This window comes from Methylomonas fluvii (assembly GCF_014850975.1).
Taxonomy (GTDB): domain Bacteria; phylum Pseudomonadota; class Gammaproteobacteria; order Methylococcales; family Methylomonadaceae; genus Methylomonas; species Methylomonas fluvii.
Window position 1 is genome coordinate 324,222 of sequence record NZ_JACXST010000002.1, and the last position, 26,599, is coordinate 350,820.

25 protein-coding genes are annotated in these 26,599 nt (G+C 48.3%); 19 read left to right on the forward strand and 6 right to left on the reverse strand.

Going from position 1 to position 26,599, the window contains the following annotated elements; all coding sequences use genetic code 11:
• The first annotated feature begins 206 nt into the window (after positions 1–206).
• The 11 genes from EBB_RS11020 to EBB_RS11070 are packed head-to-tail and all read left to right on the forward strand — an operon-like array spanning position 207 to position 9,852.
• Positions 207–1,424, forward strand: a complete 1,218-nt coding sequence (locus EBB_RS11020; RefSeq protein WP_192394997.1) for a type II secretion system F family protein — start codon at positions 207–209, stop codon at positions 1,422–1,424.
• 57 nt (positions 1,425–1,481) lie between these two features.
• Positions 1,482–1,907, forward strand: a complete 426-nt coding sequence (gspG, locus tag EBB_RS11025) for a type II secretion system major pseudopilin GspG (protein ID WP_192393916.1) — start codon at positions 1,482–1,484, stop codon at positions 1,905–1,907.
• Positions 1,908–2,375 carry a GspH/FimT family pseudopilin gene (locus EBB_RS11030; RefSeq protein ID WP_192393917.1) on the forward strand — a complete coding sequence of 156 codons (468 nt, stop codon included), beginning with the start codon at positions 1,908–1,910 and terminating at the stop codon, positions 2,373–2,375.
• Positions 2,362–2,781, forward strand: a complete 420-nt coding sequence (locus tag EBB_RS11035; RefSeq protein ID WP_192393918.1) for a type IV pilus modification PilV family protein — start codon at positions 2,362–2,364, stop codon at positions 2,779–2,781. The genes EBB_RS11030 and EBB_RS11035 overlap by 14 nt, the downstream gene beginning before the upstream one ends.
• The gene (locus EBB_RS11040; RefSeq protein WP_192393919.1) at positions 2,781–3,494 is read left to right on the forward strand and encodes a prepilin-type N-terminal cleavage/methylation domain-containing protein; all 714 of its coding nucleotides are present in this window, start codon (positions 2,781–2,783) and stop codon (positions 3,492–3,494) included. The genes EBB_RS11035 and EBB_RS11040 overlap by 1 nt, the downstream gene beginning before the upstream one ends.
• The gene (locus tag EBB_RS11045; protein ID WP_192393920.1) at positions 3,487–4,467 is read left to right on the forward strand and encodes a type II secretion system minor pseudopilin; all 981 of its coding nucleotides are present in this window, start codon (positions 3,487–3,489) and stop codon (positions 4,465–4,467) included. Before EBB_RS11040 ends, EBB_RS11045 begins: the two co-directional genes overlap by 8 nt.
• A complete protein-coding gene (locus EBB_RS11050) occupies positions 4,445–5,617 on the forward strand; it encodes a PilN domain-containing protein (protein WP_192393921.1) in 1,173 nt (390 codons plus the stop codon). Before EBB_RS11045 ends, EBB_RS11050 begins: the two co-directional genes overlap by 23 nt.
• Complete coding sequence (gspM, locus tag EBB_RS11055) at positions 5,614–6,192, forward strand: type II secretion system protein GspM (protein ID WP_192393922.1); 579 nt, start codon at positions 5,614–5,616, stop codon at positions 6,190–6,192. The genes EBB_RS11050 and gspM overlap by 4 nt, the downstream gene beginning before the upstream one ends.
• A complete protein-coding gene (locus EBB_RS11060) occupies positions 6,189–6,806 on the forward strand; it encodes a hypothetical protein (RefSeq protein WP_192393923.1) in 618 nt (205 codons plus the stop codon). The genes gspM and EBB_RS11060 overlap by 4 nt, the downstream gene beginning before the upstream one ends.
• Entirely contained in the window at positions 6,796–9,060 is a 2,265-nt protein-coding gene (gene gspD, locus EBB_RS11065) for a type II secretion system secretin GspD (RefSeq protein ID WP_192393924.1), read from the forward strand. The genes EBB_RS11060 and gspD overlap by 11 nt, the downstream gene beginning before the upstream one ends.
• A 45-nt stretch (positions 9,061–9,105) precedes the next feature.
• Positions 9,106–9,852 carry an MgtC/SapB family protein gene (locus EBB_RS11070; RefSeq protein ID WP_192393925.1) on the forward strand — a complete coding sequence of 249 codons (747 nt, stop codon included), beginning with the start codon at positions 9,106–9,108 and terminating at the stop codon, positions 9,850–9,852.
• 68 nt (positions 9,853–9,920) lie between these two features.
• Here the strand turns inward: EBB_RS11070 and EBB_RS11075 are convergent, their stop codons facing one another.
• The 3 genes from EBB_RS11075 to EBB_RS11085 all read right to left on the reverse strand — a co-directional run bounded on the left by EBB_RS11075 (position 9,921) and on the right by EBB_RS11085 (position 13,102).
• Positions 9,921–10,133: a hypothetical protein gene (locus EBB_RS11075; RefSeq protein WP_026601140.1), complete on the reverse strand. Its 213-nt coding sequence runs from the start codon at positions 10,131–10,133 to the stop codon at positions 9,921–9,923.
• A 317-nt stretch (positions 10,134–10,450) separates the two neighbouring features.
• Positions 10,451–11,668, reverse strand: a complete 1,218-nt coding sequence (locus EBB_RS11080) for a M20 aminoacylase family protein (protein WP_223146829.1) — start codon at positions 11,666–11,668, stop codon at positions 10,451–10,453.
• Between the two features lie 18 nt (positions 11,669–11,686).
• The gene (locus EBB_RS11085; RefSeq protein ID WP_192393926.1) at positions 11,687–13,102 is read right to left on the reverse strand and encodes a sigma-54 dependent transcriptional regulator; all 1,416 of its coding nucleotides are present in this window, start codon (positions 13,100–13,102) and stop codon (positions 11,687–11,689) included.
• A 228-nt stretch (positions 13,103–13,330) separates the two neighbouring features.
• Here EBB_RS11085 and EBB_RS11090 point away from each other — a divergent pair, with 228 nt between their 5' ends.
• Entirely contained in the window at positions 13,331–14,575 is a 1,245-nt protein-coding gene (locus tag EBB_RS11090) for an HlyC/CorC family transporter (RefSeq protein WP_192393927.1), read from the forward strand.
• Between the two features lie 204 nt (positions 14,576–14,779).
• On the opposite strand, the gene corA is transcribed toward EBB_RS11090, so the two are convergent.
• From corA to xrtA, 3 genes are all read right to left on the reverse strand, one after another.
• Positions 14,780–16,057 (reverse strand): magnesium/cobalt transporter CorA, encoded by a 1,278-nt coding sequence (gene corA, locus EBB_RS11095; protein WP_192393928.1) that lies wholly within the window; start codon positions 16,055–16,057, stop codon positions 14,780–14,782.
• 265 nt (positions 16,058–16,322) lie between these two features.
• Entirely contained in the window at positions 16,323–17,723 is a 1,401-nt protein-coding gene (locus EBB_RS11100; protein WP_192393929.1) for a mannose-1-phosphate guanylyltransferase/mannose-6-phosphate isomerase, read from the reverse strand.
• A 152-nt stretch (positions 17,724–17,875) separates the two neighbouring features.
• Entirely contained in the window at positions 17,876–19,396 is a 1,521-nt protein-coding gene (gene xrtA, locus EBB_RS11105; RefSeq protein ID WP_192393930.1) for an exosortase A, read from the reverse strand.
• Positions 19,397–19,656: 260 nt separating this feature from the next.
• Here xrtA and EBB_RS11110 point away from each other — a divergent pair, with 260 nt between their 5' ends.
• The 7 genes from EBB_RS11110 to EBB_RS11140 all read left to right on the forward strand — a co-directional run bounded on the left by EBB_RS11110 (position 19,657) and on the right by EBB_RS11140 (position 26,590).
• Positions 19,657–20,895, forward strand: a complete 1,239-nt coding sequence (locus tag EBB_RS11110) for a hypothetical protein (protein ID WP_192393931.1) — start codon at positions 19,657–19,659, stop codon at positions 20,893–20,895.
• 36 nt (positions 20,896–20,931) lie between these two features.
• The gene (locus EBB_RS11115; protein ID WP_192393932.1) at positions 20,932–21,885 is read left to right on the forward strand and encodes a glycosyltransferase family 2 protein; all 954 of its coding nucleotides are present in this window, start codon (positions 20,932–20,934) and stop codon (positions 21,883–21,885) included.
• A 56-nt stretch (positions 21,886–21,941) separates the two neighbouring features.
• Positions 21,942–23,165, forward strand: coding sequence for a glycosyltransferase family 4 protein (locus EBB_RS11120; protein ID WP_192393933.1), 1,224 nt, complete (start codon positions 21,942–21,944; stop codon positions 23,163–23,165).
• 77 nt (positions 23,166–23,242) lie between these two features.
• Entirely contained in the window at positions 23,243–23,758 is a 516-nt protein-coding gene (locus tag EBB_RS26695; protein WP_371741561.1) for a tetratricopeptide repeat protein, read from the forward strand.
• Between the two features lie 63 nt (positions 23,759–23,821).
• Positions 23,822–24,640: an ABC transporter permease gene (locus EBB_RS11130; RefSeq protein WP_192393935.1), complete on the forward strand. Its 819-nt coding sequence runs from the start codon at positions 23,822–23,824 to the stop codon at positions 24,638–24,640.
• A 43-nt stretch (positions 24,641–24,683) separates the two neighbouring features.
• On the forward strand, positions 24,684–25,943 hold the full coding sequence (locus EBB_RS11135; protein ID WP_225587400.1) for an ABC transporter ATP-binding protein: 1,260 nt from the start codon (positions 24,684–24,686) through the stop codon (positions 25,941–25,943).
• On the forward strand, positions 25,928–26,590 hold the full coding sequence (locus EBB_RS11140) for a class I SAM-dependent methyltransferase (protein WP_192393936.1): 663 nt from the start codon (positions 25,928–25,930) through the stop codon (positions 26,588–26,590). The genes EBB_RS11135 and EBB_RS11140 overlap by 16 nt, the downstream gene beginning before the upstream one ends.
• The last annotated feature ends 9 nt before the right edge of the window (positions 26,591–26,599 follow it).

Sequence of the window (26,599 nt, forward strand, 5' to 3'; positions counted from 1 at the left end):
GATACGCCCGTAACTACTTTATAGTGGCGACCATGTTTTGCCGGCGGAATTGAGCCACGCCAAGCCAAATCTGCGTGATTGACATGCAATGCGATAGACATATTCACGCCACACAACGGTTACCGATTGTCTATGTATTGGCATTACAAAAACATTGCCCACTACCGAAGCGCAAACCCAGCAAAAAAAGCAAACTAACCAAATACATGCCTTTATTCTCCTACAAAGCCGTCAACAGTCAGGGTGTCGCCGAAGACGGTGTGCGTAATGCAGCCGACGAGCAGGCCTTGCTGCTGGAGTTGCAAAACCAGGGCTTGATTCCCATCCGCATTGAGTTGGCGAAAGATAAGACCTTTCTCGGGTTCAAACTAAAGTCTGCTACCGTCAAACTGTCGCAAAAAGAAATCGGTATGCTGACCGGCGAATTGGCGACCTTGCTGGAATCGGGTTTGCCGCTGGATCGGTCGTTAACCATTCTGATGCAGTTGACCGAGGAAAATCCGAAACTGAATAAACTGGTAGGCGAGGTACTGGAAAAGGTCAAAGCCGGCAAGGCACTGGCTGATGCGTTGGAAAGCCAGAGCGGAGTGTTTTCCAAGTTTTATCTGAATATGATCCGCGCCGGCGAAATGGGCGGCAATCTGGGCGGCGTGTTGCTGCGATTATCCGAGTATATGGAACGTTCGCAAGAACTGAAAGATACGGTCAGCACCGCGCTGATTTATCCGGCAATTTTGTTGGTCATGTCATTGGCGTCGCTGTTCGTGATGCTGACTTTCGTGGTCCCGCAGTTTAAGGAAATGTTCGACAGCGCCGGCCAAGCCTTGCCGGTACCAACTCAAATCGTAATCGGCCTGGCCGAGTTTCTGCAAAGTTACTGGTGGGTGCTGCTGATTGTCATTCTTGGCAGCGTGCAAACCCTAAAATCGCAGTTGGCCAATCCGGCCGGCAAGAAAGCCTGGGACGGCCGGCTACTGAAGTTTCCGTTGTTCGGCGACATCATCCTGACCATGGAAATTGCCAATTTCAGCCGCACTTTCGGTACTTTACTGGGCAACGGCGTGTCGATTTTAAAATCGCTGGGCATCGTCCGGGAAACCGTCGGCAACATGGTTTTAGCAGATCTATTGGAACATGCCGAAGCCCAGCTCAAACAAGGCCGGACGATGTCGGACGCATTGGCTCAGCAAAACCTGTTTCCCAAACTAGCCGTGCAAATGATTAAAATGGGCGAGGAAACCGGCAAGCTGGAGGAAATGCTGATGCGGGTAGCCACCATTTACGACAAGCAGCTAAAGACCACCATCCAGCGCATGCTGGCGTTGTTGGAGCCCGCCTTGATCATTTCGCTGGGCTTGATGATAGGCGGCATCATCGTTTCCATCTTACTGGCTATTTTGAGCGTGAACGATCTGGCGGCCTAGGCGCATGGGCGAATAAATTCGCCGGTACCATCCATTTTTATAGAAGGAGTTTTGCAAATGAAACACATGTTACGCCGCCACGGCGGTTTTACCTTGCTGGAACTGTTGGTGGTGTTAGGCATTATCGCCATGCTGGCCGGAATTGTCGGCCCGCAGGTGATGAAACATATGGGTGCATCCAAAACCAAGGCCGCCAGAGTACAAATCGAGGATCTGGCGGCATCGCTGGACATGTATAAGCTCGACGAAGGCCGCTACCCCACCAGCCAACAAGGCTTGACGGCTTTAGTGGAAAGACCGGCCGACACCAAGCGCTGGAACGGCCCTTACCTGCGTAAGGACAAAATCCCGCAAGACCCTTGGAATCAGGATTATCACTACGTCTTCCCCGGCCAGCACGGTAAGTTCGATTTGTTCAGCTATGGCGCCGATGAAAAAGAAGGCGGCGAAGGCGAAGACCAGGACATCAACAGCTGGGAATAAATGATTGCCCTGCCCGCCCGCCACCGCATGCAAGGCTTTACGCTGATCGAGTTGATCATCGTATTGCTGATCAGCGTGCTGGCTTTTGCGGTGGTCGGCAGCAATATCGGCTCCGGCAACCGCAGCACCAAGCTGCAAGCCGTCGCCAGGGATATGGCCTCGGCCCTGCGTTACGCCCGCGGCCAGGCCCTGATGACGCAAAAACCGGTTAGCGTGGCCATCGACCTGCAAGACAATAGTTACAGCATCAGTAACCGCGACAAAACTTACCCGTTTGCCGAAGAGATTGACGTGTCGCTAGTGGTCGCGGAGGAAGAGTTTAGCGAGGGCGAACAAGGCCATATTCGGTTCTTCGGCGACGGCTCGTCGACCGGCGGCCGGATCACGCTGGAATGGGGCAATCAATTGCGCCGCATCGATGTCAACTGGATTACCGGCCAGGTCAGTATTTCCGATGCAGCGGCATAAAGGCTTTTCCCTGCTGGAAATACTGGTCGCCTTTTCCATCATGGCGATAGCGTTGACGGTACTGCTGCGCATCTTCGGCACTGGCGTCAACAATGCGGTTATTTCTGAGGAATACACTATCGCGGTGCAAATTGCCGAATCGCTGATGGCCCGTACCGGCGTGGAGACAGAGCTGACAGCCGGCGAAAGCCAGGGCACGGAAGGCGATAAATACGACTGGCAAATCACGGTCAGTCCGGCGACGCCAGTGCAATCCCGAGCCAGTCTGAGAGATACGGAGCCCGATCAACAAAAGCCGGCGCCGGTGCTGATGTCGGTACGGGTAGTGGTGGCGTGGGGTGAGGATGAACAACCGCGTGCTGTGGAATTGCATACCTTAAAACTACAACAACCAGGTCCGGGCTAGTGTTGCATCGTTCATCGGTAAAAGGATTTACGCTGATCGAAATGTTGATTGCCATCAGCCTGCTAGGGATCATGGTGGTCTTGCTATTCGCCAGTTTACGGATAGCCGCGGAAAGCTGGAACAGCGGCGAAGCTAAAATCAGCGAAGTGAATAAAAAGGCCGTGGTTTACCAGTTCTTCAAACGACATTTAAGCAATACCAAACCCTTCCCTATCATCCAGGAAAATCAAGCACAAAACGCTCAACAACTAGGATCGCAAGAACTGCCGAAACTGGCTTTCGAAGGCTTGCCGCAGAGCATCAGCTTTGTCTCTGCGCTACCGGCCGCATCGGCACGCAAGGGCTTGCAGGTGTTTCATGTCGGCCTGGACCCACAGCAGCCGTCGACCCTGAAAGTCGCATTAACCCCTTACCGGCAAACCGAATCGATACCCGCCGACGCCGAACCGGTCGTGTTGTTGGAAAGTTTACGGCATTTCAAAATCAGTTACTTTGGCGCATCGGCTGACAGCGTTGACGGTAATGGTGCTTGGCTGGACGAATGGCAAGGACAAGCCACCGGCCAGTTACCCAAACTGGTAAAAGTCAGCATCGCGCTAAACGACGACAGTTTTTGGCCGGACATGATATTTGCATTAAAAATCAACGGCCAGCCGAATGCGGAAGCCTTGCTTGGCGAGCAAAACCAGCAGCCCGGCATTGCGAATGAATAGCATGCTCCGTGCGCAGGCAGTCCATCGGCAACGCGGCCTGGCGCTGGTGATCGTCATTTGGATTTTGACGCTGCTGAGCCTGATGGCCGGCAGTTTTGCGCTAAGTATGCGCCGGGAAAGCAGCGTCGCCGCCGCGTTGAAAAACAACGCCCAAGCCCAAGCACTGGCGGAAACCGGTTTAAACATTGCCCAATTCATGCTGCAACAGGCCGATCCCGACCAGCGTTGGCACGCGGATGGCAGCATCTATCGGATACCGGGCAACGATAGCGAAATTCGGATCCGAATTATCGCCGAATCCGGCAAAGTCGATATCAACGCCGCCGAGGAACCTTTACTAAAGGCCTTGCTTAGTTCGGTAAGCGACGACGAAAAGCTAAAGCAGAATTTGTTGGATGCCCTGCTGGATTGGCGGGACGCCGACGATGATCCGCGTCCGCAAGGCGCCGAAAAAAAACAATATCGGCAGGCCGGGCTGGCTTACCAGCCCAGCAATCAACCTTTTCAATCCCTGGAAGAATTGCAATTAGTGCTGGGATTCAACGCCGATATTTTCGAGCAGCTGCAACCCTGGATTACCATCTACTCCGGACAAGCGGAATTAAACTTGCGGCTGGCACCGCCGGAGCTCCTGCAAATGGTGGGTGACAACCTGAAGGAACAGAATATTCATGATGTATACTTGGACAAACGCTTGTCTGAATCGGCTGCGGCGGACGATAACACGGGCGATCAGACCGACCCGGCATTGGCGGATGAAGAGCAAACGTATACTATTATGGTGCAAACCCTGCTGGATGATCAGGCGACGGCCGCTATCGAAGCAGTGGTAAGAATCCAGAACCAAGACCCCAGCCAAGCGCCCTACCAAATCCTGGATTGGAAACAAGGTCAGCAAGTATTGGCCTTATTCGACTCGGCCAAGGAATCCCAGCTCATTACCGTTCAATATGAATTTACAAACCAGCATTGATTTCGATCTGAAACGTTTCTTCCAGTGGTGGGGGCGAGAATTGGCGTTTTTGGTACCGAATCGTCTCAGATCCTTGCTGACAGACCGGAGTGGCGCACTCGTAGTTAGCGCGGCCGACGCGGATTTTCAAATCAGTTTTTACCGCGAGGCCGAACAGCCAACTCCGATGGCATGGCGACTGGACAGCAACCTCGCGGATAGTTATCAATCCTTGAAGGCCCAACATCCGGACTTTGAAAAAGCCGAATGTATCTTACGTCTGGACCCTACACAGGCGCTAAAAAAAATCGTCTATTTGCCCGCTGCGGCGCAAGAGAATCTGCAGCAAGTTGTCGGGTTTGAATTAGACCGTTATACGCCGTTCAAGGCCGAGCAAGTCTATTTTGCCGCCATACCGCTCGGCAAAACAGAGCATGGTCAAATTGAAGTATTACTGGTATTTACACCCAAAACCGTACTGGACGAGCAACTGATCAAACTACAGGCTTTGGGGATACAACCGGTGCGGGTGGATTTTTGCCATGCCAGCACCGTCTGCCCTGCCGATGCGCCCGCCTACAATTTACTCCCGGAACGCTACCGGCCACGCGGCAACGCCTTGGCTCAAGCCATGCACTGGCTGCTGAATAGCTTACTGTTGCTGTTGTTTCTGGCAGTATTGATCTGGCCGGCATGGCAGGAAGGCCAAGCCGTCGATGTATTGAAAAATCACATCAAAACCCTGGAAAAAGAAACTCGCGTAATAGAAGAACAACAGCATGAAATCGATGCCTTACGCCAGCAAACCCAACGTTTGATAGACATTAAAACCCAGTCTCCCGCTCTGGTTGCGGTATTGAATGAACTCAGCACCTTATTAAAAGATGACAGCTGGTTGACGCATTTTCAATTTGCGGACAAACGTCTGCAAATCCAGGGTCAATCGCCGGCCGCGTCTTCCTTGATCGGTTTGTTGGAAAGTTCCGGATATTTCAGCAATGTCAGTTTCGTCTCGCCCTTAACCCAGGATAAATCGACCGGCCGAGAGCGCTTTCAAATTAGTATGGATGTCAGCCCGCCACCGGCCGAGCCTGCTCAGGATGCCGAGGCGACGACCACCAGCGACCCCACCCCAGCTGAGCCTGAGGCAAATGGAGAGTCCAAGCAATGAATGAAGTACGCTATCAGCGCTGGCTGGCGCTGGCTTTGCTGGGATTGGTGTTGTTTACCGTGATATTTTTGGTGCTGCTGCCTTTATTCAGCAGCTGGTTGGATTACCGTGAGCAAAAAAACGACCTGCTGTTTCGTTTGCAACGCCAACAAGCCATTGTCGCCCGCCGCGACAGCGTTGCACAAAACCTGGAATCATTGAATCAGCAATACCAGCAACAAGGTTATCTGAGCGACAGCGACACCGAAGCCCTGGCGTCGGCGGAGCTGCAAAACATCGTCAAAACCGCGGTAACGGAAGCCGGCGGCCAACTGACCAGCACGCAAGGTTTGCCGGGCAAGGCCGAAGAGGATTTTGTGCGCATCGCCGTAAAAGTACGCATGAGCGGCAGCATCGAAGCATTGCGCGCGGTGTTGCATAGTCTGGATACCAATATGCCCTTGCTGCTGGTCGATCAATTGGACATTTCGCCGGTACGCGGCGCGCGTAACCGCAGCACCAATAAAATGGACCCCAGTTCTCAGTTGAATGTCAGTTTTGAAGTGATCAGCTTTATGCGAGCCAAAGCCTCATGAATCAGAAGCTGATCAGATGGCAATTACTGGGTTGCGGCGCCTTGAGCCTGCTGTTGGCAGTAGAATGGACTTATAGTCAATTTACCTTAAAGCAATTGCAAACGCTGCTTGAGCGGCGCCCGCAAACCGAATCCTCGGCTGAGCAACTGCCTAATATCGCCGATAATAGCGGCTCTGCGGAAACCTACAGCGATATTGTCGACAGACCTTTGTTTGTCGAAGGCCGAAAGCCTGTCGCCGAAACCAATCCGACCGATAATTTGCAAACTCAAGATTCCGGGCAAATCGACGATTGGGAGTTAATCGGCGTTTACGATAAAAATAACAAGCCGACCGCCTTGTTTAGAAAGCGCAACGAAGCCAAAAAGTTTTTAAAAATAACCGAAGAACAAAGCATATCCGGCTGGCTGCTCAAGCAAATACAAGCCGACCATGTGCTGCTTCAGCAAGGCGGCCAGGAAAAATCGGTCGTATTGAGAAAACCGCGTGCGCAAGTTAAGCCTCCGGTACCCGGCAAGCCAGCCGTACCGCCCAGACCGCAGCACCCCAACGCCGTTGCCAAACCTATAGAACCAGTACCTAATGAAAATCCCGAGAACATCAATGACAACTAAAAAAATCAACATTTCCCCAATGTTGGCGTTGGCGCTGTCCATGACCGGCTGTGAATTTATCGGCCCGCAATTGCATGAAAAACTGGCTATTGCCGATAACAAACCAGCTCAAGCAGACACCTTGTTGATTCCGGAACTGGCTAACGACGCCAATAAAAACGCCGAAAATAGAATCACCAAGGTCGAAATGTACCCTAGCGGCGATGCGAGCATCGTCCCGCAAGCCAGCCACCAAGGCGGCGGCAAAAGCAGCGGTAAGGGCGAATACAGTTTGAATTTCGATGACGCCGATCTGGGCGAAGTCGCGAAAGTAATACTCAGCGATATTCTCGGCCGGAACTACACCATCAGTCCACAAGTGGTGGGCAAAGTTACTTTGCAAACCTCCAAACCTTTAAGCAAGGACGAGCTGATTCCAACCCTGGATATGCTGCTGAGCTTGAATAATGCCGCCCTGACCGAACAAGGCGGCATGTATCTGATTAAACCGTCCAACGAAGCCTTGTACAGCAGTTCCATCAGCTCGCTGTCCGGCGCCAAAATGCCCAATGGTTATCAGGTGCGGGTGATTCCGGTCAAAAATGTCGCGGCCTCGGAACTGGCCGAGATATTGAAACCGTTATTGCCGGAAAAATCGTTGCTGCATGTCGATCCGAACCGTAATCTGATATTGGTCGCCGGTTCCGGCGCGGAAATCTCCAGGGCGTTGGATGTGGTCAATACCTTTGATGTCGATATTTTAAAAGGCCGCTCCTTTGCTTTGTTTACACCGGCTAACGTCAGCGCCGGCAAAATCATTGAAGAGCTGGAGCAAATCTTCAACACCAAAAAATCCAAAGACGACGAAGCCAGCTTTTTCCGGTTTATCGAAATAGAAAGGCTTAACGCGGTATTAGCCGTCACCCATCAAGCCGGTTATCTGAAGGACATTGAAAACTGGGTATTTAGGCTGGATCGCATTAACACAGCAGCAGCCGGCGGCGTGAATGTGTACCGGGCGCAACATGTCAGCGCCACCGATTTGGCCGAAACTTTAAGCAATATTTTCGGTAGCGGCAATTCCGGAAAATCCAGCAAGGCTTCTATCGCGTCCGGCCGCAAATCATTATCGGCCACCAATAAAAAGTCGGACAGTTCATCCAGCAGCAGTTCAGGCGGCGCCAACCGGCAGCAGGATTCGATGAGCGATAGAACGCTCAGCGACCGAACCAAAGATAAAAGCAGCAGCGGCGCACTCGGCGGCAGCTTAAGCGGCAGTTCGGGCGGCAGCAATAACAACGACATGCCGAATGTGAAAATCATCGCCGACGAAGGCAATAACGCTTTGATTATCGTCGCGACCGCCCAGGAATACGCGGTAATCGAGCGCGTATTAAAACAACTGGATGTGCTGCCTTTACAAGTGATGATCGATGCCACGATTGTGGAAGTTACGCTGAAAGACGATTTAAAGTACGGTTTGCAATGGTACTTTAGCCACAATAACGGAGGAAATAACGATTCAGCAGGAGGCTCGGCACAAGGCTTGAGTCTCACAAATGTTGCTAAAGATGCCATGAAGGCATTTGGCACAAGTGGCTTCTCCTACGCTTTTTCTAGCGGCTCTAAGGACATTCAGGCCGTACTAAATGCCAGTGCTGTCAATAATAACGTCAATGTCATCTCATCCCCTTCGCTGATGGTGTTGAACAACCAGGAAGCCACGATAAAAGTCGGCGACTCGGTGCCGATACGTTCCTCGGTTTCCAGCAATTTGAGCAGCACAAACACCAATAACGGTATCGTGCAAACCAGTTCGATCCAAATGATCGATACCGGTGTGAATTTGTCGGTTAGACCCCGAGTTAACGCCGGTGGATTGGTGCTGATGGACATATTGCAAAGCGTTAACCAGGCTATCAAAACCACGACCAGCGACACCATCGACTCCCCGACCATTCAAAAAAGGGAAATTGAAAGCAGCGTTGCGGTACAAAGCGGTGAAACCATTGTTTTGGGCGGTTTGATCAAGGAAAACAACGATTATTTGCGTGACGGCGTGCCGCTGCTGCACGAGATACCCTTAATCGGGCCGCTTTTCGGCGGTACGACGCGTAACAAGGACAAAACCGAGCTGGTGGTACTGCTTACCCCGCGCGTGATGAAAAGCCGCCAGGATGCTCGGGATATCACCGACGAATTCAAACGAAAACTATCGGGCATCTATTATCAAAAACCTGTTGAAATCAATGTTGAAGTGGAAACGGTGCCTTAGGCCCAAACCTGTAGCCCTTATCTGCCAAAAAACCGGACGATAAACATGAATCCAATCTCGCCGGATCGGCTGATCTCGTTTTGGTCGCTTGCCCAATTGGAAGCCAGCGTGGTGATTCTGATGAATATCGTCGGCGCTCTGTTTTTGGGCATGGTGGTGGGCTACGAACGTTCCTACCACGGCCGAGCCGCCGGCATGCGCACCTATGGTCTGGTGTGTATGGCTTCCGCGGCGGTAACGGTTATCGTCGGTTACCCGCAGTTCTGGTTTGGCGGCTTATTGCCACTCACCACTACCGCAGACCCCACTCGGGTTATTCAAGGCATCGTGACGGGTATCGGTTTCTTGGGTGCCGGCGTAATCATGAAGGAAGGTCTGAACATCAGCGGCTTGACGACCGCCGCATCGATTTGGGCATCTTCGGCCATCGGTATTTTATGCGGCGCCGGGTTTTATTTTGCGGCCATTGTGTTGGCTTTAATTGCGTCGGCGACGATGATCTGGGGCGGGCGAATCGAATCTGCCTTGCCTTCCCGTCATGCAGTGTCGGTCATTTTGCGTTTTCAAACCGGCTATCGACCGAATCAAACCGAGATTAACGATTTGGCAAATGCCTTGGGGTATCGATTGGCCGAAGGCTCGATTAGCGTTATCAGCAACAATAAACACGAAGAATGGCATCTGGTTTTTATTGCAACCGGTAATCATAAAATATCGATTCCGGCGATTGCGGAAAGCCTGGAACGCTGCGATTTTCTCAGCGGTTATCAAGTCGCCTTTGCCCGAAACTGAGCCTCAGGAAACAGGGAATCGATAAGGTACCCTGCTTCCTCGCCGATTTTCTTAATTGAATTACCGGATTATTCCAATACGTTCTTAACACACTGTCTGGCGAAAGTATTAATCGACAGCGTGTCGCTTAAGTATTGGTTGAATAAACCGTTGATATCGACCGGGTTGAGATAGACATAAACTCCGCAGCCGGTTAGCGCGATAAATTGCTGACTCAGCGTTTCAACGAATAAAGTGCGTGTGTTGCTGAGTTGTGTGATTTCGTTGCTTGAGGTTTTCATGACATCCACCTAATTTGCTGGTTAAACCCAACAACCAAGCAGCATGATCCACGCCAAATCGCTCAACGATTAAGCTTCATTCGTCTGAACGCAAACGGGAATCCGTCCAAGTACCGCAAAATCCTGCTTTCTCTAAAACAAAAGAAATCCAGACTGATTCTTTCCCTGGGTTGATGCTTTAAAGGGAACCGCTTTTTCCATGAGCTACAGTTGAAAAACTGTGTACTGACATGGCAATTTTGTCGCAAAAACTGCCAGAGTTGTCACAGAACCGGCATTTTCACTCCACCCCGTCACAGTCGTTTGGCAGGCATTATTTAAGCTGGCAGACAAGTTTCTACCAATCTCACCCAATAGGTCGCGCCCAGGGTCAAAATATCATCATTAAAATCGTAACTGGTGTTATGCAGGGTACACGGACCGGCCCCATGCCCAACACTACGATGATCACCGGAGCCGTTGCCGATGAAGCAGTAGCTGCCGGGTAACTTTTGCAGCATAAACGCAAAATCTTCTGCGCCCATCGTGGCTTTTTGCTCCAAAACATGCCGGTCGCCAACAATAGAGGCCATGACGCTACGCGACGTTTCGACTGCCTCACGGTGATTAACCGTCGGCGGATAGCTACGTTTAAATTCAAAATCACATTCCATCCCATGTGCCAGACAAGTATGACGGGCTACTTCCCGCATACGGGTTTCGATCAAATCCAGCATTTGATTGGTGAATGTACGCACCGTACCGGCCAATTCGCAGGTATCGGCAATAATATTGGTTGCCTCGCCGGCATGCACCATTGTGACTGAAATCAAACCGTTATCCAAGGGATTGGCGTTGCGGGTCAAGATGGTTTGAAACGCCATAATCATTTGCGCAGCTACCGGCAGAGGATCCAACCCCAAGTGCGGCAATGCTGCATGACAGCCTTTGCCCCGAATCACGATGCGAAAAGTATTCAAGGATGCCATCACCGGTCCGGGACTAACGGCAAACTGTCCGGCCGGCAACTCCGGCCAATTGTGCATGCCGTAAACGGCTTGCATCGGAAACAATTTCAACAGGCCGTCCTTGATCATCTCATCGGCGCCGCCACCGCCCTCTTCCGCCGGTTGGAATATTAGATAGACGGTCCCGTCAAAATGATGGAGGGTTGCCAGATATTGCGCCGCAGCCAACAGCATAGCGGTATGGCCGTCATGCCCGCAGCCGTGCATTTTGCCTGGGTACCGCGAGGCATGTGCAAAGCTGTTTTGTTCATGCATCGGCAAGGCGTCCATGTCGGCGCGCAAGCCGATAGCCTTATCCGAACTCCCTGCTTTGATAATCCCGACTACACCGGTTTTACCCAAGCCGCGATGAACGGAAATCCCCCATTCGCTCAATTTTGCCGCGACCAAATCCGCGGTACGAATCTCTTCGAAGCACAATTCCGGATGTGCATGTATATCGCGGCGCAATTGACGAATACCGGCAATATTGGCGACAATTTCCGGTATCAGGACGGCTGACGACAATTCAGCATCGAGTGTATTCATGGGAAGGCAGTGTGCGGTCTAAGCCGTATCGGTTTTGCGCAGTTTTTCCACAAGAGTGGTTCTGCGCATATTTAGCAGTTTGGCGGCATGAGCAACCACACCATTGCATTCTTCAAGAGCCTGCCGTATCAATTCGTTCTCGAGATCGGTCAGATATTCCTTAAGATCGATACCTTGTTCGGGTAAGTGTACGGTCGCGACTGCACCGGGTGTCGGCATCGCCAGCGCCTCCCGCTCAGCCGGCCGCACGATGTGAATATCTTGCTCCGGCAATGCAACCTGCACGCCTTCCGGCACTTCATAGCCCTGAAATTTCTCCGGTAAATCACTGACATCAACACTAGCATCCGGACTAATGATAGCTAAACGCTCGATCAAATTTGACAGCTCTCGCACGTTACCGGGCCAACTGTGCTGCATCAAGGTGGCGATTGCGCGAGGTAATAAACTAACGGTACCGCGGTTGGCGGCTTCCATGCGGGCAACCAAATCGTTGATTAGATAAGGAATATCCTCGGCTCTTTCCCGCAAGGCAGGCACTTCGATCGGAAACACGTTCAGACGGTAAAACAAATCCTCTCGAAAGCGCTTTTCGGCGATTTCTTGTTCCAGGTGGCGATGCGTCGCGGCAATAATCCGCACATCGCAATGGATGGTTTTATTGCTACCGACGCGCTCGAAAGTGCGTTCCTGCAGTACTCTTAACAACTTAACCTGCATCGGCATCGGCATGTCGCCGATTTCATCCAAAAACAGCGTACCGCCTTCCGCCATTTCGAAACGACCTTGCCGCGAAGTCAAAGCGCCGGTAAATGCACCCTTCTCGTGGCCGAACAATTCGCTTTCCAGCAATTCACCGGGAATAGCGCCGCAATTGACCGGCACGAAAGGCCTGTCTCGCCGCGCAGAGGCACGATGTAGCGCTTGCGCCACCACTTCCTTGCCTGTGCCGGATTCGCCCAGTATAAGCACTGTAGCGTCGGATTTGGCAACTTGATCGATTTGAGCACGAGTTTTTTGTATGGCTTTGCTTTTACCCGCCAAGCCCTTATCCGGTGGGGATTTCTTACTGGCTTGAGCGGGCTGCGGCAAACTGTCCAATAATTGAATCAATAGCGGGTAGACAGTCGGCCACTCCAAGGTTTTGTTGACCATTTGCTGAATGGCACTAACCACTTGCGGCCCACCTGCGTCCACGAGTAAAACCACAGGAATATCGCCAACGCTTTCGGTGACCGTTTTGATCAAGCTGGCTTGCTTGTCTCCACCACAGCCGACAAATACCGCATCGAAACTACCATGCTCTCTAAACGCCACTTCAAAATCGCTACTGGCAACCGCCTCCACCCGATATTCCAAAAACTGGAGTATGCCTTCCACTTGCTGACTGCGGTGGGTGTTGTCATCAATGAGCAAAATTTCTGGCAAAGCCATGCGTATAATCTCTGCAAACTACGTTGTTTTAAGGCGGAAGAGGGTTGCTGATTTTAAGTTAAGCATCGAATCCGATTATTGTCAAAATGGCCCCATTTCAAGCTATTGGATAGTTTAGTTCATGTTGTTTACATCGATTGGCTAATCAGCAATCCAATTTTGCGGCTTGACAAATTTTCCACAACATAGAAACTAGCTTGATGTTTAACAGCCAAGAGCCCTGTTGCCTTGAACGACATATCCTTGAGTATACTGTTCGGTATACTGGCAGCCCTACTGATTATTTCAGCTTTTTTTTCCGGCTCTGAAACCGCCTTGATGACGCTGAACCGTTATCGATTGCAGCATTTGGTGAAAAAAAATCATAAGGGCGCGATTAAAGCCCATCAACTCCTAAAAAGGCCGGACCGTTTGCTGGGCCTGATCCTGCTGGGCAACAATTTTGTCAATATCCTGGCATCGTCACTAACAACCTTGATTGCCATCCGCGTCAGCGGAGATAACGCCATAGCCCCGGCTATCGGTCTGCTGACTTTCGGCATGCTGGTATTTTCCGAAGTAACCCCAAAAACCCTGGGCGCCCTCAAACCGGAGTTGCTGGCGTTACTGTCCTCCTGGATTTACATTCCGTTATTAAAGATATTTTATCCCTTGGTATGGGTGATTAATGCTATATCCAGCCTGTTATTGTGGCCGTTCGGCATTAAAAGTACGAATAATACGGCTATCGAATCGCTGAATAAAGACGAGTTAAAAAGTATCGTTTCGGATGCCAATCATTTGCCGACGCGCTATCAAAACATGCTGTTGAGTATTTTAGATTTGGAATCCGCCAGCGTTACCGACATCATGACCCATCGCAATGAAATTGTCGGTATCGATCTGGAAGAATCGGTCGAAGACATTATCGAACAACTACAAAATAGCCCGCATACTCGCCTGCCCGTATACAAAAAAAATATAGACCGGGTGATAGGTTTTCTACATTTACGTACGATTTTGGCGCAAATTAGCGACCCTGATTTCGATAAACACAATATCACCAATAGCCTGTCCAAGCCTTTTTTCATTCCGGCCAGCACCTCGATTCACAAGCAAATGCAAATATTTAAAGCCGAAAAACTCCGTATCGGCTTGGTGGTGGACGAATATGGCGATGTGCAGGGCTTAGTGACGCTGGATGATTTATTACAGGAAATCGTCGGTGAACTGGTCTCGGAAGAACCGGATATAAAAATGCAAAAAGACGGTAGCTATCTGGTAGATGCTGGCGTAACCATCCGCGAACTCAATCGCATCACGCATTGGGATTTGCCCACCGAAGGCCCGAAAACCTTGAATGGCTTGGTAATCGAGTACATGGAGACCATTCCTGAACCGGGCACCAGCGTGAAGTTGCATGGGCATATCATTGAAATAATTAAGCGCGATGAAAACGCGATCAAGCTGATTAAATTCAATCCCAAACGCTGACCAAAATTTATTTTAGGCAAAAAAAAGGCAGTTATTTTTAATAACCGCCTTGGAAGCAATAGGAAGAAATATAACGCAACTTTAAACTATCAAACCGAACGAAAAAGTTAGGTTAATCATAGTGGCGAAAATTTCAAATTTAAATGTGACATATTGTCGCAGGCTGAATTTGGGCTTTAAACAGGTCAAAGGTGGTAAATCAGCTTACCTCAACCATCCCTTCCTTTTAAAGAAAATAAACGGCAATAATACCGAGACAGTCATCAATCCGAGTGCAAAAGGATAGCCAAGCATCCACTGCAATTCCGGCATATTCTCAAAGTTCATACCGTAAATACTGGCAATCAAGGTGGGCGGCAACATTGCCACCGAAGCTACCGAGAAAATTTTAATCACTTTATTTTGATTAATATTGATAAAACCGACGGTGGCATCCATCAGGAAGTTGATCTTGTCGAACAAAAACGCTGTATGGCTATTCAGTGATTCTATATCGCGCAAAATTTGCTGCGCATCTTCCAACTGCGTGGTATTCAGCAGTTTGCGGCGAATCAAAAACGACACGGCGCGCTGAGTATCCAGCATATTCCGGCGGATTCGGCCATTTAAATCCTCCTCTTCGGCAATATCGGTCAAAATATCCGCCGCTTCTTCGTCGCTAATATCCTGGCTCAAAACTTTTTTGCTGACAATTTCCAACTGCTCGTAAATATTCTCCAGCGCATCCGCAGAATACTCGGCTTCGGCACCGTATAAATCCAGCAACATATCTTTACAATCGGAGACAAAGCCTGGCTGCGTGCGCGCCCGTAAACGCTGTAAACGAAACACCGGCAATTCTTCGCTACGTACCGAAAACAACATGTCGCCGCGCAGTATGAACGCGACAGGTACACTGCGCGATTTGCCTTCGCGATCCAGTAAAAAATCCGAATGTATATGAATTTCGTGCTGATCCTCGACGTAGAAGCGGGCGCTAGCTTCCAAATCGGTCAAGTCCAGCGGGTCAGGTAACTCCAGGCCGTAATGTTGCCCAATAAGCAACCTTTGCGCTTTGCTTGGTGCCAACAAATCGATCCAGATCGGCTTGATGGCGTACAAATCGTGGCGGCAGGTGATCGCCACTTTGGCAAGGCGACCTTCAAGCAACTCGAATGCACTCATTTGCCCCACACCACAATGCGGTTCTCGATCACCTACCAATGCTTCGCGTAAGGTATCGGACAATTCCCAAAGTACATCGTCCTGCCTGGATTCCTCGACCTGCTGCCATACCAAGCTCGCATCTTCCAGGTCCAAAGCATGCAAAATTTGCCCTATTTCGATAGCAGACAGCCGCGCCAACAGACTACGCAGTTCCACCATATGCTGCTTTTGTACCAAAGCAGTGATTAACTTGCGGCGCGGCATGGGCTGGTTATTCAGCATGCCTTCGACAAGCTTATGTTTTTTCAACAAATCGTTGATTGTTTGTAGCGACAAGAGCAACTCCGGAATAAAGCAAGCACCGAATTTTTTATTCGGCGGGTATAAAACGGCTAACTTTAAACCAAAACGCTGACAAAAAATCCGTCGCCACTCTTGATCGAACGGCGAACTTCAGTAAATTTAGACAAAAACACTTAATTGTGATGACACATCAAACGTCAGATTTATGCAAACCATTTGTTAGAAATGGCCGAGAATTACTGTCCTGCAAATGATTTACACGATAAACCGTCGCCAAACTGCATACTTGTAGTGAATGTTAGATACGACCGTATTGGTCTTCGTAACGAACGATATCGTCTTCGCCTAAATAGCTGCCGGATTGGACTTCCACCATTTCCAATGGAATCACCCCAGGATTTTCCAAACTGTGAATAACGCCCAAAGGGATATAAATCGATTCGTTCTCGGTGACTAAAATTTTCTCACCGTTTTTATCCACCCAGGCAGTACCTTTGACAACTACCCAATGTTCAGCACGGTGATGATGCTTTTGTACCGATAATTTCGCACCAGGCTTCACAACAATACGCTTGGTTTGATGGCGTTCACCGGCATCGACCAAATCGTAATGTCCCCAAGGCCTGTATACTTTACGATGCACGCTGGCTTCACTGCGTTTCAATTTTTTTAGTTGATCGACTACTTCCTTAACGTCTTGCACCCTATCCTTAGCGGCGATCATGACCGCATCGTCGGTTTCCACCACCACCAAATTATCGACACCGATCACCGCTACCAGCTTATTAGCCGAGTGAATATAGGAATTGCACGTATCTACCGTCAACACATCACCTTTGATGGCATTGCCCGCAGCGTCTTTGTCGGTCACATCCCAAAGCGCAGACCAGGAACCGACGTCGTTCCATTCCGCATCCAACGGAATCACCACGGCTTTATCGGTTTTTTCCATCACCGCATAATCGATGGAATCTGATGGGCAAGTCGAAAAAATCTGTTTATCCAAACGCACAAAATCCAGATCCGGTTTTGCTGCCCGCAACGCCTCTCTACAAACTTCCAGCATTTCCGGGTTGAATTTTTCCAGCTCCCGCAAAAAACAACCCGCTTTAAAAGCGAACATGCCGCTGTTCCAGAAATATTCGCCACTTTCCAGATAGCGCTGCGCGGTTTGCAAATCGGGCTTTTCAACAAATGCGGCAACTTTATAAGCTTCACCATGGCGGGTATCGCCGCGCTTGATGTAACCATAGCCGGTTTCCGGCTCGGTCGCGACGATGCCAAACGTCACCAAAAGATCCTGTTTCGCCAACAGTTCAGCTTGAACCACCGCACGATGAAAAGCGGGGCGATTACCGACCACATGGTCAGCCGGCAAAATCAACAACACATCGTCCTCGGAGCGTGCGCTCAATGCTGCCATCGCTACGGCCGGCGCGGTATTTTTGCCGACAGGCTCCAAAATAATAGCGGCAGGTTTGATGCCGATTTCCCGCATTTGCTCTGCGAGCATAAATCGATGGTCTTCGTTACAAACCGCAATGGGCGCTTGTAAGCCGGCGACGCCATCAAGCCTTAAAATGGTTTCCTGAAGCATGGTGTCTCCGGACACCAAGGGTAAAAACTGCTTTGGGTACTGACCACGAGATAAAGGCCATAGCCGAGTTCCTGAACCACCTGATAATACTACCGGGATCATAATGTCGTTTTCCTTACGGGCTGAATGAAAATGGGTTGGTCTAGTCTAACACTTAGGTAACTGCTGGGGTCAAGCCTTGGATCAGGCAACTTAAGCCGAAAATTTACCTGTTCGTTTTCATTGAATTGTCACAATAAGCTCGGCGCAGCCTTTTAATGACAACAAGCTACCGCAAGCTGTTTCAATTTTTGCCGGGCCAAATCGTAATCTCCAGCCGGGGCTTCGGTATACAACACGACAAGCAATTCAGCGGATGCGTCACCAGACAATCGTTTCAGCAATTGCCACCATTTAGCCAGATAGGCATTGGCGGTATTCTTGTCACCAACCCGGTACCAACGCTCAACTAACAAGCTCCGATGCTTACTGTTTAATACCGCTTCTTCAATATCGCCGCTTTTATCGGCTGCCCACTGCATGGCAATGACGTCGTCATGCAGCATCCGCCATATCGGATGTTTTTGCGGCACCAGATAATTTTGCGAATTGACCAATTCACCGCCTTGGGTTTCATCGCCAAAATTGGCAAAATACATACCGACTATCGTTTGACCATCGCTTAAATAAACTTTGGCATCCGCCACCACGCCCTTAAAATTAGGCTCCCAACCCCAATCAGGCGCTGCAACCGGCTGCCAATCAGGCAAAGACGGCCGGCTAAAGCGCTCGGGTACCTCCACGTGGGCGGCCTGTAGTGCAGATAAGCCATGTGACACAAAGGGCCAAATGAAAACACATAAAGCGGTTATCGTTAAGGCCGGCCAATAATGTTTGTAAATCGTTGCAGCATCAGCAAGGTTGGAGTCGCCAGCCAAATCTGGGGTCGATGCCGCCGCCCCTGCATCCTTATCGTGCCAAAAAGAGCCAAAATAAAACAACGCAAACATGACCATCCCAAAAAACACCCAGCCGTAAACGATGTGATCGACTCCCGCAGCCAGTTTCATGTTACTGAAATGGCCTATCATCACAATCAAATAGGCGCGCAGACCGTTAGCTAGTATCGGGACCAAGAAGGAGAGCGTAATGAAGATGGTCCGCTTCTTATAGCTGCTGTAATTTAGATACGCATATACCGAACCCAGTGTTAACGATGAAATCAAATAACGTAAACCACTGCATCCCTCTACCACCGACCAATTTCCCGAAGTGAGCGTAAAAAACAAGCCTTCCCGGTAAACACTCATTCCCGTCAGCCGTATCAGCGTAACGACAAAGGTGGCGGTGTATTCCATTAAAGGCGGAATAAACGCTTCCCCGAATGGCACCATCAAAAATAAAAACACTATCGGAAATAACATTTGCGCGATGACATGGCTGCCAAGCGCGGCCCAAAAACCACCGACCAAAACTCCAACCACGGCCCATTGCTGAATCACCGCCACATGCACCAAATCGGCAATTAACCAGCCAAATCCGCTAACGATAATAAACAGCAAACCTAATACGCTAAAAGCCGGCCGTAAATCTCGATAGTGTTCCCGGCGCGACCAAATCAACCAAAGACTAACCGGAGCCACTAAAAAACCGTGCGTAAATGTGTCCGACCGAGACCAAATAGCGACAATTGCTGCCCAAGTCTCGAAAAAAGCCGCTACTGAAACCAGTGTAACCAACACGACGCCCAGCAGCGGTTTACGCCAGTGATCAGGCAGTCTTAAAGCTTTTAACATTCTATTTCCTCTGCTATTTAGAGTTTTGTTATGGTTACTCAACTACGGACGCCCGTGTCGTCTGTCTGTTATTGAGCCTAGACTCATTCCAAAGTTTAGCGAATGGCTATTTCCCGCTGCTATCATAGGCCTGCTGATATATCGACCACGTCTAAAGTTTGTGCTGTGTTTTTCAGCTAGTTCACTAATCTCTGCTACGATAAAAGTTCAGTCCGTTGGTCGACACAATATTCAGGCTTTTTAATTATTAAACAAAATCTATGGTAGTTCTGTTTTTTTTAGGTTTCTGGCTGGCCTGCCTTACCGGTTTATGGCTGTGGAAAAAACCCCTATTTATCGCTACCTGGCGTGAGCCCTATTTTGCCGATACGCCGGTTTTAATCGAAAGCGACGACTGGGGTCCAGGTGGCGACTTCCACGCAGCACGATTAACACAGCTTCTCTCCATGCTGGCTCAACACAAAGACTCTGTGAACCGCTCTGCAATACTTACCGCCGATATGGTCTTGGCCGTTCCAGATTTAGCAAAGATCGAATCCACGGGCCAGTATCACAGACGCATGCTGGACAAAGACTTCCCTGCCATTTTTGAAGCCTTGCAACAAGGCATACAACAAGACACTTTAGTGCCGCAACTACATGGTATGGAACACCTGAACGGCAAGGCTTTCGCCGAATTATGTCAGCGGCAAGACCCCCGCCTCGCGACCGCCCGTGCAAGCAAGGATTGGTGGGACTGGGAAAAACTGGATTCACCGCTACAAGGCCACTATGTAGACGGACGCAATTTACCTACCCAGGCCATGGACGCTGCGGAGGCCAATTCACTGGTCGCAAATGCAATGCAATGTTTTACCAGCATGTTCGGCTATCCCAGCCTCAGCACAGTCGCCCCTTGCTATTTATGGAACGATGAGATTGAACAAAGTTGGCAACAGCAAAATATCATCGCCATTCAAACCGCCGGCTACCGCTGTACCGGACGCGATGAAACCGGACATTATTTTCAGGATCCTCCGCTGATTCGGGCCGGCAATACCAATCGCTTTGCACAACTGTACCTCGTTCGCAACGTGATGTACGAACCTGTTGACGGTAAAAACACACCGGCTAGCGCGTTTGCAGAAGCTGAAATGGCTTGTCGCCAAGCCCTGCCTGTGACTATTTCTACGCATCGCTACAATTACACGCGCTCGGAGGAAGAATGCCAACAGGCTATACGTGGATTAGACTATCTTTTAGGGCAAATCAGGGCAAATTTGCCGAATGTTCGCTTCTTGGCGTCCCCGGAACTTGGCGAATTCCTGCAAAACAAAACCGACAATATCGTTAATCGTTTCAATCAGCGTCAATGGCCATCCATTAGGTTAGCGGCTACTTACCGTAAAACCGGTGCATTTCTATACCGTTTATACTATAGGCATAGAAAATTAGCGCTGATCGGTTATTGCACCGGATTAATTGTACCGGCGTGGTTGATCTGCAAAACCAGTTCATAACCATTCTAAAGTATCGAAAACTTTGATTAGCCCAAAATGAAAATCAGCGCCGTCATTCCAGCGTATAACAGCGCGAAATTCATTCGTGCCGCCATCGAAAGCATTCAGGCGCAAAGCCGCAAAGTTGACGAAATCATCGTGGTGGATGATGGCTCAACGGACAACACCGAACAAGTCGTTAAGGAGTTTGCCCATACTGTCATCTATCACAAACAATCCAATCAAGGCCCGTCCGCCGCGCGCAATAAGGGCATAGAATTAGCAAGTGGTGATTGGATTGCATTTCTGGATGCCGATGATCAATGGACTGTGGACAAAACCACCAAGCAAATCCAAGCATTGCAAAGTAATCCGGAACTCCACCTGATAGCCGGCGACATGACGGAAATCGACAACGACGACCAACTGCTAACCCAATCGGTTTTAGCCAAACATCAAATGTTGGAATATTTCCAACAGCTGGCCGGAAAACCAGTTCCCAACGCCCTTGCCGCGTTAGCGAAAAAAAATTTTATACCGACAGGTACCGTTTTGGTGAAGCGCCAAACCTTGCTTGAAGCAGGCATGTTCAATACCGAGATTCGTTATGGAGAGGACTTGGAATTGTGGGCAAAAATTGCCACCTTTCACGCAGTAACGTGCCTTCCCGACATTTTGATGTTGCGCCGTCAGCACGGCAACAATGCCACGCAAGCCGGCGAAGGTATGTTAATAGACTTGACCAAGGTCACGGAGTCTATTCGGAACTTTGCCTCGCCCCAACTAATTGCTCAAGGCATTTCGCCGAATAGTCTGGTGGCGGAGGCGCAATGGACGCTTGGCTACTGGTATTTTAGCGGCGGCAATAATGCCAAAGCCAGAGAGGCATTTAAAAGAAGCCTCTCCCAGAATTTCACACTTAACAATCTACTCTATCTGATTTTCAGTACCATGCCAGCCAGCTTAATTAATGCGCTACGTGTCACTAAACAAAAATTCGCAAAATCCTGAGTATATGAGAATATTCCTTAACGCTTTCTACGCTGATATTGCCAAATTCTGATTCCATGCCGACCAATAACCTCCCAAAAAGAATCATCTATGTCGAAAACGGAATTGGTTATGGTGGCGCCATTATCTGTTTGAGGCATTTAGTCAGAAATCTTGATCGGGATCGCTTTCTACCTCTAGTTGTTACAGGACGCAACGGTCCGCAATATCAGGAGATTGCCGATGAAGCCTTATGGAAACACATCCCGGACCGCCATATAGACATCGTGGCATGGCGTGCAAAAGCCGAATCGGCACAATGGTTAAACAAACTGCCACTACTTAGGTTTTGCGTTAACCAGTTAATAGCCAGAAGCGATGACTTATTTAATTTTTTACCGTTTTTTCTCGACTTGCTTTGGACTGCATGGCGGTTCAAAGCCGACCTGATCCATGCCAATAACGAGCCGCTTTGTAACAGAGCCGCACTCTTGGTAGCCAAGATTTTGCGTATCCCCAGTATTTGCCATGTCCGTGGCAACCCTGACGGACCGCATTCAGCGCGCTGGGCTTATTCTCTACCCGATCATTTTGTGTCCGTCTCCCATTGGGTTGCCAACAGCATGCGTGAAAAATTAGCCGTACCGGAAGATAAAATTAGCGTGGTCTATGATGGCATCGCTTTGGATAAGCTGAACAACCAAGCAAGCGACTCCTTATTCAAACAACGATTCGATTTACCGGAAAATGTCTTTATCGTAGGTTTAGTGGGCTTACTTATTCCTTGGAAAGGGCAGCAACTATTTATCGATGCAGCTAAAATACTGCAAGACCAAATACCACATTTAAAAATGCTGATTGTTGGTGGAACGCCGGACGATTGCATCCCTTACGAACGAGAGCTTAGAGAACGTGTGAGACGGGAATCATTATCAGATACCGTCAACTTTATCGGCCACGTCAGCGACATGATAGAAGCCTACAAAGCTCTCGATATTGTGGTCTCAGCATCCACTAGCCCCGAACCGTTAGGTACGGTCGTCATCGAAGCGATGGCGTTAGGCCGGCCTTTAATCGTACCAAACCATGGCGGTGGCGCGGAAATGGTTGAAGATAATCAAACCGGGCTGTTATTTAACAGCGGTGATGCGGAAAGTTTGGCAGCGTCTATCCTTAAGTTTTACCGATCCAGCGAGTTGATGAATCTGTTAGCCAATAACGCCCGGTCCAAAGCATTAGCAACCTTCGACGTCCGGCAGCACACAGAAGCGATACAGTCCATATATCAAAAGTTTTTATAAAACAGTATTCAAGCAAATTCATGCCCCAGAAAAAAGTCAGATTACTTACATTGCTATTTATTGCCTGTATCCGGAATGTGGCAGCCGACTACCCGAAAACCGACGCCGATTACGCTTTCCTACCACCCTACTGCAAGGCGCGCGCATCCGATCAAAAATCGCCTGACTACCAAAGCTGGAACCGAAAACTCGGCGACGACTTCATTCATATCCACCACTATTGCGCAGGCTTACACACCATGAATTTGGCCTTCAGAACCCATGACGAGGCTGAAAAACAGTATAAATACCGCACGGCAGTGGGAGATCTTCTATATGTACCGGATCACGCCTCGCCTACTTTTAAGTTAATGCCAAAAATATTTTACGATGTCGGTCAAGCCTACCAATTCATGGGCGAAATCGATGAAGCAATTGCTGCCAACTTAAAGAGTATTTCGCTTGATAAAAACAACTCTTTTCCTTATGCCGCCTTGAGTAGTTTGTATCAAAGAAAAAATATGAAAGCAGAAGCTAAAAGCATTTTAGAAAAAGGCTTGGAACACAACCCTAACTCGAAAATCTTGCTTAAACGCATGAAGAATTTCAAATAATCCCCATCTCTAATTAAAAGCTTAACCGCTATCGATTGGATTATTCAGTTAAAATAAATACCCATGTTACGAATCGCCAAAAACTTATACACCTACAGAGAGCTGATAGCCGCACTCACTTGGAAAAACATCGTTATCCGCTATAAACAAGCATACCTCGGAATTTTATGGGCCGTATTAAAGCCTATTATGCTAATGCTGGTATTTACCTTGGTTAAAGGTTTTGTGGGCATAGAAACCGGTGGCTTACCTTATCCGCTTATTACGTTTGCAGCACTAATACCTTGGGTATTTTTTCAGGAATCGGTTTCTGAAGGCGTCAATAGCGTGACTTCTAATGCCAATTTGATCAAAAAAATATATTTCCCGCGTGAAGTGTTTCCGTTAACCGCGATGGTTACCAAACTAGTGGAATTAGTTATCAGCTTTGCTATTTTAGCTGCCATGATGATTTATTATCATGTCATGCCCACTCTGCATGCAGTCTGGATACCTGTTTTCGTGCTGTACACCATGATAGCCGCATTAACAATCAGCTTCTTTGGCGCAGCGATGAATGTATACTACCGCGATATAGCTCAGGCAATACCAATAGCATTATCTTTATTGATGTATGGTTCCCCAGTCATCTATCCGTTGAGCTTGGTGCAAAAGAAATTAGTTATCGAACAAGCAGCCGGCGCGTGGTCTAACGATTTATATTTCTTATACACCCTTAATCCTTTAGTGGGCATTATAGATGGATTTCAAAGTGTTTTAATTCGAGCAACCGAGCCCGATTTAAATGTAATTTATCCGGGGTTAATTTTGATTTTGGTAATACTGCCGTTCAGCTATTGGTTTTTTAAGCGCGCGGAAAGTTGGTTTGCCGATGTCATATAATATTCGGCAAAAAACTTCAAAATTACATCATTAATTAACATATATGGCCATCATAGAAGTCAACCACCTCACCAAGGAATATCAACTCGGTCACCTCACCAGTCTGAAGGAAACCGCTTTAAATACCATGAGACGCCTCGCCTTCCAACCGGTCCACGAGCGCGAGCGCTTCAAAGCACTTGACGATGTCAATTTTCACATCAACGAAGGCGAAGTGGTCGGTATCATCGGCCATAACGGCGCAGGTAAAAGCACTCTGCTCAAGCACTTGGCCAATATCAGCAAGCCGACGAAAGGTAGCGTTGCGGTAAGAGGCAGCATTGCCCCCCTGATTGAAGTAGGGGCTGGAGTAAACCCTGAATTAACCGGGCGCGAAAATATTTTTTTAAATGGCGCAATTTTAGGCATCCCCAAAAAAATAATTCAGAAAAAGCTAGATGACATTATAAGTTTTTCTGAACTGGAGCAATTTATAGACACACCAGTTAAACGTTACAGCTCAGGAATGACAGTAAAACTTGGATTTTCCATCGCTACTAGTCTAGATGCTGATATTTTGATAATCGACGAAGTTCTAGCTGTTGGCGATCTAGCCTTTCAAAGGAAGTGTTTCGATAAAATGGAAAGTATGATTGTTCATCAAGGAAAAACAGTTTTACTTGTTAGCCACAACATTCGGCAAATCGAGAGAATTTGCAAACGAGTCATTTTAATGGACCACGGAAAAATATTGTCTGACGGAAATCCTTCGAAAGTGTGCGGACTATTTTATACTCAAAGTGACGATAAAATAAAAACACAGAGCGGGGGAGGTAATATAAGCTCACGAAAGGAACAGTCAGGAGAAATAGAGTTAATTTCGGTAGAATTAACCAACCAACAAGGCAACATTGTTGACAAAATAGCTTACAATGAAGACGTTACTTTCAATTTAAAATTTAAAATCAATAATATTTTAGAGCATCCTAATTTTGGATTTGGAATTCACACTACTGATTTCCTTTATCTTGCTACTGAAATCACTGAAGAAAAATACAAGGATCAAATTCTATCTCCAGGAAATTATACGCTATCTATAAGGATCCCTAACTTCCCTTTTCTACCCGGAGTTTTTTCAATTCGTGTAGGGGTGCAGGCTGGAAAGATAGCGAGGAATATTTTTTATCAAGAAAACATACTACCATTTCAAGTAAAAAATACCACAGAAGAGCGCACTCAAAGTATGTCAGAAGGCTTTATTCATTTAAATGGGAATTGGAATTTATTTCATAATCTTGGAGATACCCAATGTATTGGAGAATAGAAAAGCTCAAGCACTCAATCATGAGCTTTAGCCTTGAACTAGCAATAAAACTTAGAGCCATATTGTGGAAGATAAAAGAAAAGAATTATCCAAAGTCTAAAGATGGAAAGATTCTTTTCCACATCGGATGTGGCGATATTAATTCACCTGAATTTATTAATATAGACGCACGAAAAGACAAGCACGTTCACATAGTTACGCACAATATTTCCAGATTATGGATGATTCCCTCCGACACTGCTGATCTTATTTACATGTGTCACATTTTAGAACATGTACCGAGGTATCATGTAGCAACAGTACTAAAAGAAATGTACAGGATATTAAAACCTAACGGAAAGTTAAGACTATCTGTACCAGATTTCGACTGTATAGTTGCCATATATCAAGATACAAATAATGATATACAGTTGATTTCACCTCCTCTGATGGGCGGACAAGATTACCCAGAGAACTTCCATTTTGAAGTATACAATAAATCTCATTTGGAAAAAACGCTGCAATTAAATGGATTTTGTAATATTTTACCCTGGGACCCCAACAAAGTAGAACATCACAATTTCAACGACTGGGCATCTAAGACGATTACGATCAGTGATAAAGAATACGTAATCAGTCTCAACCTAGAAGCATCTAAAATTGCATAGCAAACTTAC

Excerpts from the sequence above, each read along its gene's own strand:
- EBB_RS11020 (WP_192394997.1), top strand. The coding sequence starts at position 207 with ATGCCTTTATTCTCCTACAAAGCCGTCAACAGTCAGGGTGTCGCCGAA.
- gspG (WP_192393916.1), top strand. The coding sequence starts at position 1,482 with ATGAAACACATGTTACGCCGCCACGGCGGTTTTACCTTGCTGGAACTG.
- EBB_RS11030 (WP_192393917.1), top strand. The coding sequence starts at position 1,908 with ATGATTGCCCTGCCCGCCCGCCACCGCATGCAAGGCTTTACGCTGATC.
- EBB_RS11035 (WP_192393918.1), top strand. The coding sequence starts at position 2,362 with ATGCAGCGGCATAAAGGCTTTTCCCTGCTGGAAATACTGGTCGCCTTT.
- EBB_RS11045 (WP_192393920.1), top strand. The coding sequence starts at position 3,487 with ATGAATAGCATGCTCCGTGCGCAGGCAGTCCATCGGCAACGCGGCCTG.
- EBB_RS11050 (WP_192393921.1), top strand. The coding sequence starts at position 4,445 with ATGAATTTACAAACCAGCATTGATTTCGATCTGAAACGTTTCTTCCAG.
- gspM (WP_192393922.1), top strand. The coding sequence starts at position 5,614 with ATGAATGAAGTACGCTATCAGCGCTGGCTGGCGCTGGCTTTGCTGGGA.
- EBB_RS11060 (WP_192393923.1), top strand. The coding sequence starts at position 6,189 with ATGAATCAGAAGCTGATCAGATGGCAATTACTGGGTTGCGGCGCCTTG.
- gspD (WP_192393924.1), top strand. The coding sequence starts at position 6,796 with ATGACAACTAAAAAAATCAACATTTCCCCAATGTTGGCGTTGGCGCTG.
- EBB_RS11070 (WP_192393925.1), top strand. The coding sequence starts at position 9,106 with ATGAATCCAATCTCGCCGGATCGGCTGATCTCGTTTTGGTCGCTTGCC.
- EBB_RS11075 (WP_026601140.1), bottom strand. The coding sequence starts at position 10,133 with ATGAAAACCTCAAGCAACGAAATCACACAACTCAGCAACACACGCACT.
- EBB_RS11080 (WP_223146829.1), bottom strand. The coding sequence starts at position 11,668 with ATGAATACACTCGATGCTGAATTGTCGTCAGCCGTCCTGATACCGGAA.
- EBB_RS11085 (WP_192393926.1), bottom strand. The coding sequence starts at position 13,102 with ATGGCTTTGCCAGAAATTTTGCTCATTGATGACAACACCCACCGCAGT.
- EBB_RS11100 (WP_192393929.1), bottom strand. The coding sequence starts at position 17,723 with ATGATCCCGGTAGTATTATCAGGTGGTTCAGGAACTCGGCTATGGCCT.
- xrtA (WP_192393930.1), bottom strand. The coding sequence starts at position 19,396 with ATGTTAAAAGCTTTAAGACTGCCTGATCACTGGCGTAAACCGCTGCTG.
- EBB_RS11110 (WP_192393931.1), top strand. The coding sequence starts at position 19,657 with ATGGTAGTTCTGTTTTTTTTAGGTTTCTGGCTGGCCTGCCTTACCGGT.
- EBB_RS11115 (WP_192393932.1), top strand. The coding sequence starts at position 20,932 with ATGAAAATCAGCGCCGTCATTCCAGCGTATAACAGCGCGAAATTCATT.
- EBB_RS11120 (WP_192393933.1), top strand. The coding sequence starts at position 21,942 with ATGCCGACCAATAACCTCCCAAAAAGAATCATCTATGTCGAAAACGGA.
- EBB_RS11130 (WP_192393935.1), top strand. The coding sequence starts at position 23,822 with ATGTTACGAATCGCCAAAAACTTATACACCTACAGAGAGCTGATAGCC.
- EBB_RS11135 (WP_225587400.1), top strand. The coding sequence starts at position 24,684 with ATGGCCATCATAGAAGTCAACCACCTCACCAAGGAATATCAACTCGGT.
- EBB_RS11140 (WP_192393936.1), top strand. The coding sequence starts at position 25,928 with ATGTATTGGAGAATAGAAAAGCTCAAGCACTCAATCATGAGCTTTAGC.